Annotated in this window: 11 protein-coding genes; 4 read left to right on the top strand and 7 right to left on the bottom strand. The window is 71.5% G+C overall.

The annotated features are described in order from the left end of the window. Positions 1-37: 37 nt before the first annotated feature. From cysC to ACYUD3_RS00915, 3 genes are read left to right on the top strand one after another with little or no spacing between them, the layout of a single operon-like run. On the top strand, positions 38-589 hold the full coding sequence (cysC, locus tag ACYUD3_RS00925; RefSeq protein WP_470961866.1) for an adenylyl-sulfate kinase: 552 nt from the start codon (positions 38-40) through the stop codon (positions 587-589). Next, positions 586-1,494, top strand: a complete 909-nt coding sequence (cysD, locus tag ACYUD3_RS00920; protein ID WP_470961863.1) for a sulfate adenylyltransferase subunit CysD — start codon at positions 586-588, stop codon at positions 1,492-1,494. The genes cysC and cysD overlap by 4 nt, the downstream gene beginning before the upstream one ends. Positions 1,495-1,496: 2 nt before the next feature. Then, positions 1,497-2,693 carry a sulfate adenylyltransferase subunit 1 gene (locus ACYUD3_RS00915; protein WP_470961860.1) on the top strand — a complete coding sequence of 399 codons (1,197 nt, stop codon included), beginning with the start codon at positions 1,497-1,499 and terminating at the stop codon, positions 2,691-2,693. A gap of 80 nt (positions 2,694-2,773) precedes the next feature. On the opposite strand, the gene ACYUD3_RS00910 is transcribed toward ACYUD3_RS00915, so the two are convergent. Together ACYUD3_RS00910 and ACYUD3_RS00905 are read right to left on the bottom strand one after the other, a co-directional pair. Beyond that, entirely contained in the window at positions 2,774-5,029 is a 2,256-nt protein-coding gene (locus ACYUD3_RS00910; RefSeq protein WP_470961857.1) for a bifunctional salicylyl-CoA 5-hydroxylase/oxidoreductase, read from the bottom strand. A gap of 44 nt (positions 5,030-5,073) precedes the next feature. After that, positions 5,074-5,901 carry an enoyl-CoA hydratase family protein gene (locus ACYUD3_RS00905; RefSeq protein WP_470961854.1) on the bottom strand — a complete coding sequence of 276 codons (828 nt, stop codon included), beginning with the start codon at positions 5,899-5,901 and terminating at the stop codon, positions 5,074-5,076. 232 nt (positions 5,902-6,133) lie between these two features. On the opposite strand from ACYUD3_RS00905, the gene ACYUD3_RS00900 reads away from it, so the two are divergent. Beyond that, on the top strand, positions 6,134-6,607 hold the full coding sequence (locus tag ACYUD3_RS00900; RefSeq protein WP_470961851.1) for an ATP-binding protein: 474 nt from the start codon (positions 6,134-6,136) through the stop codon (positions 6,605-6,607). Here the strand turns inward: ACYUD3_RS00900 and ACYUD3_RS00895 are convergent. From ACYUD3_RS00895 to ACYUD3_RS00875, 5 genes are all read right to left on the bottom strand, one after another. After that, positions 6,567-8,000: an amino acid permease gene (locus tag ACYUD3_RS00895; RefSeq protein WP_470961848.1), complete on the bottom strand. Its 1,434-nt coding sequence runs from the start codon at positions 7,998-8,000 to the stop codon at positions 6,567-6,569. The two genes, ACYUD3_RS00900 and ACYUD3_RS00895, sit on opposite strands and share 41 nt — an antisense overlap. 70 nt (positions 8,001-8,070) lie before the next feature. After that, the gene (gene argF / locus ACYUD3_RS00890) at positions 8,071-9,078 is read right to left on the bottom strand and encodes an ornithine carbamoyltransferase (RefSeq protein WP_470961845.1); all 1,008 of its coding nucleotides are present in this window, start codon (positions 9,076-9,078) and stop codon (positions 8,071-8,073) included. A 95-nt stretch (positions 9,079-9,173) separates the two neighbouring features. After that, positions 9,174-10,397, bottom strand: a complete 1,224-nt coding sequence (locus ACYUD3_RS00885; RefSeq protein WP_470961842.1) for an arginine deiminase — start codon at positions 10,395-10,397, stop codon at positions 9,174-9,176. A 90-nt stretch (positions 10,398-10,487) separates the two neighbouring features. Further along, positions 10,488-13,049: a polynucleotide kinase-phosphatase gene (locus tag ACYUD3_RS00880; RefSeq protein WP_470961839.1), complete on the bottom strand. Its 2,562-nt coding sequence runs from the start codon at positions 13,047-13,049 to the stop codon at positions 10,488-10,490. Then, positions 13,046-14,647, bottom strand: coding sequence for a 3' terminal RNA ribose 2'-O-methyltransferase Hen1 (locus tag ACYUD3_RS00875; RefSeq protein ID WP_470961836.1), 1,602 nt, complete (start codon positions 14,645-14,647; stop codon positions 13,046-13,048). The genes ACYUD3_RS00880 and ACYUD3_RS00875 overlap by 4 nt, the downstream gene beginning before the upstream one ends. Positions 14,648-14,678: the final 31 nt, after the last annotated feature.

Raw genomic sequence — 14,678 nt, 5'->3', positions numbered from 1 at the left:
CGAGCCCCAACTCGGCTGCCGCGAAAGGACCTTACGCATGACCAGCACGACCAGGCCCCAAGGAGCCACGGTCTGGCTCACCGGCCTGCCCAGCGCCGGGAAGACGACGATCGCCCAACTCCTGTCCGCGCGGCTGAAGTCGGCGGGCCGCCGGGTGGAGGTCCTCGACGGCGACGAGGTCCGCCGCTTCCTCTCCGCCGGGCTCGGCTTCTCCCGCGCGGACCGCGACACCAACGTGCAGCGCATCGGCCTCGTCGCCGAAGTCCTCGCCCGCAACGGCGTGCTGGCCGTCGTCCCCGTCATCGCCCCCTACGCCGACAGCCGCGAGGCGGTCCGGCTGCGGCACGAGAAGAGCGGGACGCCGTATCTGGAGGTGCACATCGCAACTCCGGTGGAGGTGTGCGCGGTTCGGGACGTGAAGGGGCTGTACGCGCGGCAGGCGGCGGGCCGGCTGAAGGGGCTGACGGGGGTCGACGATCCGTACGAGCCGCCGGTGGACCCGGAGTTGGCGCTGACGACCCGGGAGCAGACACCGGAAGAGTCGGCGGACGCGGTGTTCGCGCTGCTGGCGGGGCGGGGGCTGGTGTGAGCCCGAGCGGTTTCGCGCTGTCCCACCTGGACGCGCTCGAGTCCGAGTCCGTGCACATCTTCCGTGAAGTGGCAGGGGAGTTCGAGAACCCGGTGCTGCTGTTCTCCGGCGGCAAGGACTCCATCGTCATGCTGCACCTCGCGCTGAAGGCGTTCACCCCGGCGGCGGTCCCCTTCTCCCTGCTGCACGTCGACACCGGGCACAACTTCCCCGAAGTCATCGAGTACCGCGACCGGGTGGTCAAGAAGCACGCGCTGCGGCTGCACGTCGCGTCCGTCCAGGAGTACATCGACCGGGGGCTGCTGCGCGAGCGCCCCGACGGCACCCGCAACCCCCTCCAGACCCTCCCGCTGACCGAGAAGATCCAGAAGGAGCTCTTCGACGCGGTGTTCGGGGGTGGCCGCCGCGACGAGGAGAAGGCGCGGGCGAAGGAGCGGGTGTTCTCGCTGCGGGACGAGTTCTCGCAGTGGGACCCGCGCAGGCAGCGCCCGGAGTTGTGGAACCTGTACAACGGCCGGCACGCGCCGGGTGAGCACGTACGCGTCTTCCCGCTCAGCAACTGGACGGAACTCGACGTCTGGCAGTACATCGCCCGCGAGGGCATCGAGCTGCCGGAGATCTACTTCGCCCACTACCGCGAGGTCTTCCGGCGGGGCGGCATGTGGCTGACCGCCGGGGAGTGGGGCGGGCCGAAGGCGTCGGAGACTGTCGAGAAACGACAAGTGCGGTACCGGACCGTCGGGGACATGTCCTGCACGGGCGCCGTCGACTCCGACGCGGTGACACTGGAGCAGGTGATCACGGAGATCGCCGCGTCCCGGCTGACCGAGCGCGGGGCGACCCGCGCCGACGACAAGCTGTCCGAAGCGGCGATGGAAGACCGCAAGCGCGAGGGGTACTTCTAGTCATGACGATCGACACGCTGCGCTTCGCGACGGCCGGTTCCGTGGACGACGGCAAGTCGACCCTCGTCGGACGGCTGCTGCACGACTCCAAGTCGGTCCTCACCGACCAACTCGAAGCCGTGGCAAGGGTGTCCGAGAGCCGGGGTCAACTCGCCCCCGATCTGGCCCTGTTGACGGACGGCCTGCGCGCCGAACGCGAACAGGGCATCACGATCGACGTCGCGTACCGCTACTTCGCCACCCCCAAGCGGCGGTTCATCCTCGCCGACACCCCGGGCCATGTGCAGTACACCCGCAACATGGTCACCGGCGCCTCCACCGCCGAGCTGGCGATCATCCTGGTGGACGCCCGCAACGGGGTGGTCGAACAGACCAGCAGGCACGCGGCGGTGGCGTCCCTGCTGCGCGTCCCGCACCTCGTCCTGGCCGTGAACAAGATGGACCTCGTCGGCTACAGCGAGCCCGTCTTCGCCGAGATAACCGGGCAGTTCAAGGCCGAGACGGCTCTGGAGAACGTCACGGCGATCCCGGTCTCGGCCCTGACCGGCGACAACGTGGTGACCCGCTCACCCCACACGCCTTGGTACGACGGACCGCCCCTGCTGGAGTTCCTGGAGACGGTCCCCGTAGCCGCCGACCCCGCCGACGCCCCCGTCCGCTTCCCCGTCCAGTACGTCATCCGGCACGGCGAACTCCGCGCGTACGCGGGCCAGTTGGCGTCCGGGACACTCCGGGTCGGCGACCGGGTGACGGTCCACCCGTCCGGCGCGGTGTCGACGGTGGCCGCACTGGACGCCCTGGGCCACGCCGCCCAGGAAGCCCACGCCCCGCAGTCGATCGCCGTCCGCCTGACCGACCAACTCGACGTATCCCGGGGGGACATGCTGACGGCGGGCCCCGAAGTCCCCACGCTCACACGGGAGATCCGGGCCTCCGTCTGCCATCTGGCGGACCGCCCGCTGCGGGTGGGCGATCGGGTGCTGCTGAAGCACACGACGCGGACGGTGAAGGCGATCGTCGACGACCTGGGCGGACCGGCGGAGTTGACGACGAACGACTTGGGCCGCGTGACGCTGCGCACGGCCGAGCCGGTTCCCGTGGACGATTACGCGACGTCCCGGCGGACGGGGGCGTTCCTGCTGCTCGACGCGGCGGACGGGACGACGTTGACGGCGGGGATGGTGGAGTTGGGGGGCTGAGAGGGGCGGCGCCAAGGAGCTGAGCCCCGGCAAAGGGACGGCGCCAAGTCAGCCCGGCCTCCCGGCCCAGCTCCGAAAGCTCAGCTCCTCCCCCTCCCCTTGACCCCGTCTCCTCTCCCTGTCCTCGGCGCCCGGCTCCCCGCCCCGTACTGCACCGGCCACCCCACCCCCGCCCCCTCATACCCCTGCTCCGCCGCCGCGTGCAACGTCCACTGGGCGTCGTACAGATGCGGCCTCCCCAAGGCGCACAGATCCGTCCGCCCCGCCAGGATCAGCGAGTTGACGTCGTCCCACGACGAGATCGCGCCCACCGCGATCACCGGCACCCCCACCTCGTTGCGGATCCGGTCGGCGAACGGGGTCTGGTACGAGCGGCCGAAATCCGGGCGCTCGTCGGAGACGACCTGCCCCGTCGAGACGTCGATCGCATCAGCCCCGTGCGCGGCGAACGCACGGGCGATCTCCACCGCGTCCGCCACCCCCGTACCCCCCTCGGCCCAGTCGGTCGCCGAGATCCGTACCGTCATGGGGCGCCCCGCCGGCCACACCTCCCGTACCGCGTCGAAGACCTCCAGCGGGAACCGCAGCCGCCGGTCCAGTGAACCGCCATAGGCATCCGTCCGCCGGTTGGTCAGCGGCGAGAGGAAGCCCGACAGCAAGTACCCGTGCGCGCAGTGCAGTTCGAGGAGGTCGAAGCCGGCGTCGGCGGCGCGGCGGGCGGCGGCCGTGAACTGCTCGCGGACATCGGCGAGTTCGGCCACGGACAGTTCGCGCGGCACCTGGCTCCCCCGCTGGTACGGCAGCGAAGAAGCCGCCGCCAAAGGCCAGTTGCCCTCCTCCAGCGGCTCGTCCATCCCCTCCCACATCAGCCGCGTCGACCCTTTGCGGCCGGAGTGCCCGAGCTGGACGCCGATCGCCGTACCGGGGCTCCGCGCGTGGACGAAATCGGTGATCCGGCGCCAGGAGACCGCCTGGACGTCCGAGTAGAGGCCGGTGCAGCCCGGCGTGATCCGCCCCTCCGCGCTGACGCACACCATCTCGGTCATCACCAGCCCCGCCCCGCCGAGCGCCCGGGCGCCGAGGTGGACCAGATGAAAGTCACCCGGCACCCCGTCGACCGCCGAGTACATGTCCATCGGCGACACAACCACCCTGTTCCGCAAGGTCAGTTCGCCCAGCCGGAACGGTGTGAACATGGGCGGGGTCCCGGGCGGGCAGCCGAACTCCCGTTCCACGGACGCGGTGAACCCGGCGTCGCGCAGCCGGAGGTTGTCGTGGGTGACGCGGCGGCTGCGGGTGAGCAGGTTGAAGGCGAACCGGCGGGGCGGCTGGCCGGTGTAGGCGGCGAGGTTCTCGAACCATTCGAGACTGGCCCGCGCGGCACGCTGCGTCGAGGCGACGACCGGTTTGCGCTCCTCCTCGTACGCCGTCAACGCCGTTGCCAGATCGGGCTGTTCGTCCAGGCAGCCGGCCAGCGCGAGGGCGTCCTCGACGGCGAGCTTGGTGCCGGAGCCGATGGAGAAGTGGGCGGTGTGGGCGGCGTCGCCGAGGAGGACGACATTGCCGTACGACCAGCGGTCGTTGACGACCGTACGGAACGTCGTCCAGGCCGAGTTGTTGGAGTACAGGGGGTGGCCGCGCAGGGTGCCGGGGAACATCTCAGCCAGGCGGACACCAGCGTCGTCCGTGCCCTCGAAACCCGCCGCCCGCCACACCTCCTCGCGCATCTCCACGATCACGGTCGACGCGTCCGAGGAGTACGGATAGCCGTGCAGCTGCATGACCCCGAACTCCGTCTCCGCGATCTCGAAGCGGAACGCGTCCAGGGCGAAGTCGGTGGCCAGCCAGATGTAGCGGCAGCGGTGCGGGGTCAGCGAAGGGCGGAAGACCGTCGCGAACGTCTCCCTGGTCGGGCTGTGCACCCCGTCGGCCGCCACGACCAGGTCGTGTGTCTCGGCCAGCCACTCCGGATACGGCGCCTCGGTGTGGAAGCGGACGTCGACGCCCAGGTCCTGGCAGCGTTTCTGGAGGATGTCCAGCAGCTTGCGGCGGCCGAGGGCGGCGAAGCCGTGGCCGCCGGAGGTGTGGGTCAGGCCCCGGTGCGCGATCTCGATGTCGTCCCAGCGGACGAACTCCTTGCGCAGGGCGGCGTAGATGACCGGGTCCGCGTGCTCGATGCCGCCCAGGGTCTCGTCGGAGAGGACCACGCCGAACCCGAAGGTGTCGTCAGGGGCGTTGCGCTCCCAGACGGTGATCTCCCGCTCGGGGCGCAGCCGTTTGAGGAGCGCGGCCGCGTACAGACCGCCGGGACCACCACCTACGACCGCCACCCGCATGGCCGACCCGCCCGGTCCCCGCCCATCCGGCGCCCCCAACCCCCTCACCGCCCCTGCCACTTCGGCGCCCGCTTCGCCACGAACGCCGCGTGGAACTCCCGATAATCCGCCCCGTTCATCAGCAACGCCTGCGTAGCCGCGTCGAGTTCGACCGCAGCGGCCAGCGGCATGTCCAACTCCGCGCTCAGCAGAGCCTTGGTCTGCGCGTAAGCCAGCGCGGGCCCCCCGGCGAGCCGCCGCGCCAGCGCCAGCGCGGCCTCGTCGGCCCGCCCCGCCTCCGCCAACTCGCTGATGAGCCCGATCCGTTCGGCCTCGGCCGCCCGCACCGCCTCCCCCAGCATCAGCAGCCGCGTCGCGTGCCCGAGCCCGACGACCCGGGGCAGCAGATAGGCCGCCCCCATGTCCCCGCCGGACAGCCCGACCCGCGTGAAGAGGAAAGCGAACCGGGCGGTCGGATCGGCGACCCGGAAGTCGGCGGCCAGCGCGAGCACGGCCCCCGCGCCCGCCGCCACCCCGTGCACGGCGGCGACCACCGGGAACGGCGCCTCCCGCACCGCCCGCACGACCTGCCCGGTCATCCGGTTGAAGTCGAGGAGCTGGGCGGTGTCCATCTCCAGCGTGGCGCCGATGATCTCGTCGACGTCGCCGCCGGAGCAGAAGCCGTCGCCGTCGCCGCCGAGGACCAGCGCCCGCACGGCCCGTTCCCGGGACAGCTCGGCGAGCAGGTCGCGCAGGTCGGCGTAGGCGCCGAAGGTGAGGGCGTTGAGCCGGGCGGGCCGGGACAGGGTGACGACCGCGACCCCGTCGGCGCGCTCGACGCGGAGGTGTTCCCAGCGCGGGGTGCGCGGGGCGGATCCGGTGAAGGGGCTCACGCCTCGAAGTTATCACCGAAGTATGACTGTCGTCACGAGTGCGGCATACGCCGGTCGACGGCATCGTCACCGCCCGTCAATAACGCGGTAACAACGGAACGGGCGGGTCGGGTGGGGCCGTTGGAACGGGTAAGCCCTCGGTGGCGGGACCGGAGATCCCGCACGGCGCCCCTGGTGCGTCTGAGCCGGAGGCCGCCGTACCATTCCAGAAAGTTGAAAGCAGGACTGCCTGATGTCGAACACGGGAACCTGCGCCCAGAACGGACTCACCTTGCACGAACGACCGGCCTCCGCCTCCTGGCGCATCGCGCTGCCGCACTCAGCCGCCGCCGTCCCGGTGGCCCGTGCCCTGGTCCGGACCGCGCTGGCGGAGGTCGAGCACGGCGCGGACAGCGACACCGCGGAGCTGCTGACGGCCGAGCTGGTCGCGAACGCCGTCGAGCACACGGCCGGCGAGGACCCGATAGAGCTGGTCGTACGGCTGCTGCCGACCGGCTGCCAGGTCGAGGTGCACGATCCGGACCCGGCGCCGCCCGGCGAGCTGACCCGGCCCCTGGGCAAGGCGCCCGACCCCTGGCAGGAGCACGGCCGCGGGCTGCTGCTGATCCGCGCGCTCAGCTCGTCCTGCGGGCACCGCCTCACCGAGACCGGCAAGGCGGTGTGGTTCAGACTCGCAGCGGTTCCGCCGCACTGGCGGCCTGCGTAGCCTCCGCCGCCGCGAGCCGCGAGCCCCGGCGCCCGTACCCGGCGTACAGCGCGAGCCCGGCGGCCAGGAAGGCGGCGAACTGGACCCACGTCGCGAACCCGGTCTCGTACATCAGATACAGGCAGAACCCGATGCCCAGCAGCGGCAGCGCGGGGAACAGCGGGACGCGGAAGGTGCGGGCCAGCTCCGGTTCGCGGCGGCGCAGGGCGATCACCGAGACGTTGACGACGGCCATGATCGCGAGGGTGCCGATGGTGCACAGGTTCATGACCACGTCGAGCGAGGCGAAGGCGGCCGGGACCGCGAAGACGGCGGCGACGATGACCGTACCGGCCACCGGGGTCGACGTACGCGGCGAGACCTTCCCGAAGACGGCCGGGATCAGCCCGTCGCGGGACATGGACATGAGGATGCGGGTCTGGCCGTAGGTGACGGCGAGGACGACCGACGCGATGGCGACGACCGCCCCGAACGCGACGATCCCGCCGCCGACCGCCGACCCCGTCACCGCGTTCACCACGTACGACAGCGCCGCCGGCCGCCCGCCGACCTGGTCCGCGCCGACGGCCCCGATCGCCGCGAGCGCGACCGCGCAGTACAGCAGTGTGACCACGCCGAGGCAGACCATGATGGCGACGGGGATGTCCCGGCGCGGGTTCTTGGCCTCCTCGCCGGCCGTCGTGATCGCGTCGAAGCCGATGTACGAGAAGAACGCGGCCGTCGTCCCGGCGCCGATCCCGCCGAGCCCGGCCGGCGCGAAGGGGGTGAGGTTGCCGTCGCGGAACGCGCTGAACCCGATCACGCAGAACGCCACCAGGATCGCGATCTTCAGCACCGCCATGGCCGCCGTCGCCGTCGCGCTCTCCCGCACCCCGCGCACCAGCAGCGCCGCCGCCATCGCGATGACGAGCACGGCCGGCAGATTGACGACGCCCCCGTCGGCGGGCCCCGCCGACAGCATGTGCGGCAGCTGGTGTCCGACGACGCTGTCCAGCAGCTCGTTGACGTACTGGCTCCAGCCGACCGCGACCGCCGACACGGAGATCCCGTACTCCAGCAGCAGACACCACCCGACGAGGAACGCGGGCGTCTCGCCGAGGCTCGCGTAGGCGAAGGAGTACGACGACCCGGAGACCGGGATCGCGCCGCCCAGCTCGGCGAAGGCGAGCGCGGTGACGGCGCAGGTCACGGCGGCGAGGACGAAGGAGACGACGACGGCGGGGCCGGCCTGGGCGACGGAGTCGGAGAGGCCGACGAAGATGCCGGTGCCGACGATCGCGCCGACGCCGAAGCAGATCAGCTGGAAGCGGCCCATGGTCCTTCTGAGACCGTGACCGGCCCGGTCGGCGCCGGATTCGGCGACCAGGAGAGCCGGGGACTTGATGCGGGACATGCGGGTGGTGCTCGTTTCTGGTGTTGCTCATCCGGCCCGTCTCCGCGGGCCGGCCCTGCTTTCCTGTGGCTCAGGCCATCGTCGCGACCAGCACCGCCTTGATCGTGTGCAGCCGGTTCTCCGCCTCGTCGAAGACGACCGAGTGGGCCGACTCGAAGACCTCGTCGGTGACTTCGAGCGACGCGAGACCGTACGTCTCGAAGATCTCCTGGCCGACCTTGGTGCCCAGGTCGTGGAAGGCGGGCAGGCAGTGCAGGAACTTGACGTCCGGGTTGCCGGTGGCGCGCAGGACGTCCATGGTCACGGCGTACGGCGCGAGCGCGGCGATCCGCTCGGCCCACACCTCCTTGGGCTCGCCCATGGAGACCCAGACGTCGGTCGCGACGAAGTCCACGCCCGCGACGCCCTCGGCGAGATCCTCCGTGAGCGTGATCCGGGCGCCGCTGCGGACGGCGAGTTCCCGGGCCCGGCCGACGATCTCCGGGGCCGGCCAGTACCGCTCGGGCGCGACGATCCGTACGTCCATGCCGAGCAGCGCGGCCGTGACCAGGTAGGAGTTGCCCATGTTGAAGCGGGCGTCGCCGAGGTAGGCGAAGGAGATCCCGGTCAGCGGCTTCGCGCAGTGCTCGGTCATGGTGAGCAGGTCGGCGAGCATCTGCGTCGGGTGCCAGTCGTCGGTGAGCCCGTTGAAGACGGGCACGCCCGCGTGGACGGCCATCTCCTCGACCTTGGCCTGGCTGTCGCCCCGGTACTCGATCCCGTCGTACATCCGCCCGAGCACGCGCGCGGTGTCCTTCACGGACTCCTTGTGCCCGAGCTGCGAGCCCGACGGGTCGAGGTACGTCGTCGAGGCGCCCTGGTCGGCGGCGGCGACCTCGAACGCGCAGCGGGTGCGCGTCGAGGTCTTCTCGAAGATCAGCGCCAGGTTCTTGCCCGCCAGGTGCCGTGTCTCCGTACCCGCCTTCTTCGCGGCCTTCAGCTCGGCGGCCAGCCCGAGCAGACCGCGCAGCTCCTCGGCGCTGAAGTCCAGCTCCTTGAGGAAGTGGCGGCCGGCGAGGGCGGTCGGGACTGTCGCCATGGGGGCGCTCCAGGGGTACGTGAACACAAGGACCCTTGGAAGTCTATACGACTCTCAGAATTTATATACGGCCCTATGTGCGACCCCGGGTCCGGCTACACGGCGTCCCGCTGCACCGGACAGCTCATGCAGCGCGGCCCGCCCCTCCCCCGCCCCAGCTCGCTGCCCGGGATCTCGATGACCTCGACGCCCTGCCGGCGCAGATAGGTGTTGGTGGTGGCGTTGCGCTCATAGGCGACGACCACGCCGGGCTCGACGGCGAGCACGTTGCAGCCGTCGTCCCACTGCTCCCGCTCGGCGGCGTGGACGTCCTGCGTCGCGGTCAGCACCCGGATCTCGCTGAGCCCGAGGGCGGCGGCGATCGCGCGGTGCATGTGCTCCGGCGGATGGTCGGTGACCTTCAACTCCTTGTCGGCGACGCCCGGTTCGATGGTGTACGAGCGGAGCATGCCGAGGCCGGCGTACTGGGTGAAGGTGTCGCCGTCGACCATCGTCATCACGGTGTCGAGGTGCATGAAGGCCCGCCGCTTGGGCAGGTCGAGGGCCACGATCGTCTCGGCGGAGCCGGCCGCGAAGAGCTTGTGCGCGAGCATCTCGACGGCCTGCGGGGTGGTGCGCTCGCTCATGCCGATCAGGACCGCGCCGTTGCCGATGACCAGCACGTCACCGCCCTCGATCGTGGACGGGTAGTCGGCCTGGCCCTCCGACCAGACGCGGAAGCGCTCGTCGCGGAAGAGGGGGTGGTGGCGGTAGATCGCCTCGAAGTGGATCGTCTCGCGCTGGCGGGCGGGCCAGCGCATGGCGTTGACGGCGACGCCGTCGTAGATCCAGGCGGAGGTGTCGCGGGTGAAGAGGTGGTTGGGGAGCGGGGCCAGGAGGAAGTCGTCGAGGTCCATGACGTGGAAGCGGACGGAGGTGGGCTCCGGGTGCGCCTCCAGGAACTCGCGCTTGGTCATGCCGCCGACCAGGGCTTCGGCGAGCTGCGGCGAGGGCAGGTTCTCGAACGCGGCTCTGAGGTGGTCGGTGGCGAGGACGCCGTACTCCTTCTCGTCGAAGACGCGGTCCAGGACGAGGGAGCGGGCCACCGGGATCTCCAGGGCCTCGGTGAGCAGATCGCCGAAGAGGTGGACGGCGACGCCCCGGTCGCGCAGGACGTCCGCGAAACCGTCGTGCTCGGCGCGCGCCCGGCGCACCCAGAGCAGGTCGTCGAAGAGGAGGGCGTCCTTGTTGCTGGGGGTGAGCCTTTTGAGCTCTAGGTCCGGCCGGTGCAGGATGACGCGGCGCAGCCGCCCGGCCTCGGAGTCGACGTGGAATCCCATGCCTCCATCCTGACCGCAGAAGCGGCGGTTCACCCGGTTTCCGGGGGCCAAGATCATGAAAGCTTGGCCCCCGATTCCGGCAAAGGGGAACTAGAGGCGCGGGTCCACCGGCTCCGACTCCAGGGCCAGCACCCCGAACACCGCCTCGTGCACCCGCCACAGCGGCTCGCCCTCGGCCAGCCGGTCCAGGGCCTCCAGGCCGAGGACGTACTCGCGCAGGGCCAGCGACCGCTTGTGGTGCAGCGACCGGTGGCGCAGCTTCGCCAGGTGCTCCGGCCGGGTGTACTCCGGACCGTAGACGATCCGCAGATACTCCCGCCCCCGGCACTTCACCCCGGGCTGCACCAGCCGCCCGTCCGCCCCGCGCACGAGCGCGCCGAGCGGTTTGACGACCATGCCCTCACCGCCGCGCCCGGTCAGCTCCAGCCACCAGTCGACGCCGGCCCGCACGGACTCGGGGTCGCCGGTGTCGACGTGGAGCCGCCGCGTGGTGTGCAGCAGCCCTGTCGGGTCGTGCTCCACCAGCCGGTCGAGCAGGGCTAGTTGGTCGTCGTGCGGCAGCCCGGCGAGGCTGCGCCCCTGGACGGCGAGCAGCTGGAAGGGCGCCAGGCGTACGCCGTCCAGGCCCTCGGTCGGCCAGCAGTAGCGGCGGTACGCCTCGGTGAACGCGGCGGCGTCCTGGGCGCGTTCGCGCTGCCGGGTCAGCAACTCGCCGACTTCCACGCCGCGTTCGGCTGCCTTGGCGAGCGCGTCGAGGGCGCCGGGGAACACCGCGCCGGAGGCCGCGCCGACCGCCGCGTACTGACTGCGCAGCAGCCCGGCCGCCTTGAGCGACCAGGGCAGCAGTTCGGCGTCCAACAGCAGCCAGTCGGTGGCGAGTTCGTCCCACAGCCCGGCCGCGTCGGCGGCTGCGCGGACCCGGCCCAGGATCTCTTCGGTGACCGTCAGGTCGTCGAAGAAGGGGCGTCCGGTGCGGGTGTAGAGCGAGCCCGTGGGCCCTTCGACGCCGAACCTCTCGCGCGCCGCCGCCGCGTCCCGGCACACCAGGGCCACGGCCCGCGAGCCCATGTGCTTCTCCTCGCACACGACCCGCGCGACCCCGTCCTCGGCGTACTGCGCGAACGCCTCCAACGGGTGCTCAAGATAGCCGTCCTGCTGGGAAGTTGCCGTGGGCGCCATGGTCGGCGGCAGGTACGGCAGCAGCCTCGGGTCGATCGCGAACCGGCTCATGACCTCCAGGGCCGCCGCCGCGTTCTCCTCCCGCACCGAGATCCGCGCGGCGCCCTCGTACCGGGTGCTGACGGCCCTGCGGCCGTGCACGTCGGCCAGGTCCAGCGGCCGGCCGTCCTGGCCGCCGGGCGCGGCGGAGTGCAGCGGCCGGGCCGGCTCGTACCAGACCCGCTCGGCCGGTACGCCGACCAGCTCCCGCTCCGGCCAGCGCAGCGCGGTCAGCTTGCCGCCGAAGACCGCGCCGGTGTCGAGGCAGATGGTGTTGTTCAGCCAGCTGGCTTCTGGAACCGGCGTGTGCCCGTACACGACGGCCGCGCGGCCCCGGTACTCCTCCGCCCACGGATACCGCACCGGCAGCCCGAACTCGTCGGTCTCACCGGTGGTCTCGCCGTACAGGGCGTGCGAGCGGACCCGTCCTGAGGTGCGGCCGTGGTAGCGCTCGGGCAGTCCGGCGTGGCAGACGACGAGCTTCCCGCCGTCGAGGACGTAGTGGCTGACGAGCCCGTCGATGAACTCCCTTACCTCGGACCGGAATTCCTCGCTCTCCCCCGCCATCTGCTCGACGGTCTCGGCGAGTCCGTGGGTGTGCTGGACCTTGCGGCCCTTCAGGTGCCGCCCGTACTTGTTCTCGTGGTTGCCGGGCACGCACAGCGCGGCGCCCGACTTCACCATGGCCATCACGCGGCGCAGCACACCGGGGCTGTCCGGGCCCCGGTCGACGAGGTCCCCGACGAAGACGGCGGTGCGGCCCTGCGGGTGGACGCCGTCGGCGTACCCCAACTCGCCCAGCAGCGTTTCGAGTTCGCTCGCGCAGCCGTGGATGTCGCCGATGATGTCGAACGGTCCGGTGAGGTGGGTGAGGTCGTTGAACCGCTTCTCGGTGCGGACGCTCGCGGCCTCGATCTCAGCCTCACCGCGCAGCACGTGCACCTTGCGGAACCCCTCGCGCTCCAAGTGCCGCAGGGAGCGTCGGAGTTCACCGACGTGCCGCCTGACGACCCGGCGCGGCATATCGGCCCGGTCGGCGCGGTCCGCGTTGCGCGCCGCGCACACCTCCTCGGGCACGTCCAGCACGATCGCGATCGGCAGCACGTCGAACTGCCGCGCCAGCTCGACCAGTTGACGGCGGGCCTCGGGCTGGACGCTGGTGGCGTCGACGACCGTGCGGCGGCCGGCGGCGAGGCGCTTGCCGGCGATGTAGTGCAGGACGTCGAAGGCGTCCCGGGTCGCGCTCTGGTCGTTCTCGTCGTCGGAGACCAGGCCCCGGCAGAAGTCGGAGGAGATGACCTCGGTGGGCTTGAAGTGGCGCCTGGCGAAGGTGGACTTGCCGGAGCCGGAGGCGCCGATGAGGACGACCAGGGAGAGGTCGGTGACGGGGAGTTCGCGGGGCTTGGGGGGCTGTGCTGTCTGCTGTTCGGTCATGCTGCCCGCGCCTCCTTCTTGTCCTGTGCTGTGTGCGGGGTCTTTTCCTGTGCCGGCCGCTGGGTGAAGACCGCCATCTGGGTGGGCGGTCCGACCTCGGGGTCGTCCGGGCCGACCGGGGTGAACTCGGCTTCGTAGCCGTACTGTTCGCCCACCTTGCGCGCCCAGTCCCGGAACTCCTCGCGGGTCCACTCGAAGCGGTGGTCGCCGTGGCGGGCGTGTCCGGCGGGCAGGGTTTCCCAGCGGACGTTGTACTCGACGTTCGGGGTGGTCACGAGGACCGTGCGGGGGCGGGCCGCGCCGAACACCGCGTACTCCAGGGCGGGCAGCCGGGGCAGGTCGAGGTGTTCGATCACCTCGCTGAGCACGGCCGCGTCGTAGCCCTTGAGCCGGTTGTCGGTGTAGGTCAGCGAGCCCTGGAGGAGGCTGACCCGGGAGGCCTGGCGCTCGCCCATGCGGTCGAGCTTGAGGCGGCGGGCGGCGATGGTGAGGGCGCGCATCGAGACGTCGAGGCCTACGATCTCGGTGAAGCGGGGGTCCTTGAGGAGTTCCTTCACCAACTCGCCCTGTCCGCAGCCGAGATCGAGGACTCGGGTGGAGGTGGAGGTGTGGAGGGCGGTGAGGATGGCTTCGCGGCGCTGTACGGCTAGGGGGACGGGTTTGGCGGGGGTGCCGGTAACTTCGGTGCCGGCGGCTTCAGTTGCGGCGGCTTCTCCGGGGGCGCCGGTGAGTTCGGTACTGGCGGCTTCAGGGGCGTCGGTGGCTTCGGCGTCGTCGCCCGGGGTGTCCGCGACCGCGTTGTCGATCTCCTCGACCTCGCTGTCGTCGCTCTCCGCCAGCCGCTGCAACTCCAGCCGCTCCTGCGCCTCCCGGGTCAGCGACCAACGCCGGGACAGATAGCGGCTGGTGATGAGCTTCTGCTCCGGATGCGCGGGCAGCCAGCCCTCCCCGGCGCGCAGCAGCTTGTCGACCTCGTCGGCGGCGACCCAGTAGTGCTTGGCGTCGTCCAGGACCGGCAGCAGCACGTACAGGTGGCGCAGCGCCTCGGCGAGCGTCAACTCCTGGGATTCCAGGGTGAGTCGGACGTAGCGCGAGTCGCCCCACTCGGGGAACCCGGCGTCGAGCGCGACCGGTTCGGCGGTGACGTTCCAGCCGAGGGGGGTGAAGAGGGCGCGGACGAGATCGGGGCCGCCGCGGGCCGGGAGCGCGGGCACCTCGATGCGCAACTCCCGGGCCTGGCCGGGGAGTTCGGGGCGGGCCGCGCAGACGCCCTTCATCGCGGTGGAGAAGACGGCGCTGAGGGCGACCGCGAGGAGCGAAGAGGCCGCGTACGGGCGGTCGTTGACGTACTGGGCGAGCGCCGCGTCGGGGGCGCCGCCACGGCCCTTGCCCTTGCCGCGCCGCACCAGCGCCACCGCGTCGACCTCCAGCAGCAGCGCCGCCGTGCAGCGGTCGGGCCCGGCCTCGGGGTAGAGGACGTGCGCCGTGCCGTAGGAGGTGGAGAACGCCTGCGCCTTGCCGGGGTGCTTGTGCAGCAGATGGCCGAGGTCGGTCGCGGGGCGTTCGGGGGTGCCGGTGGTGGTGACGGTCAGGAACATGGGCCTCTCCGGCCGTGTACGAAGGGGTGGG

The organism is Streptomyces sp. AMJ-169, from assembly GCF_055597585.1.
Note: the sequence above shows the minus strand (reverse complement) of the source record. Positions and strands in the feature narration are given on the sequence as shown.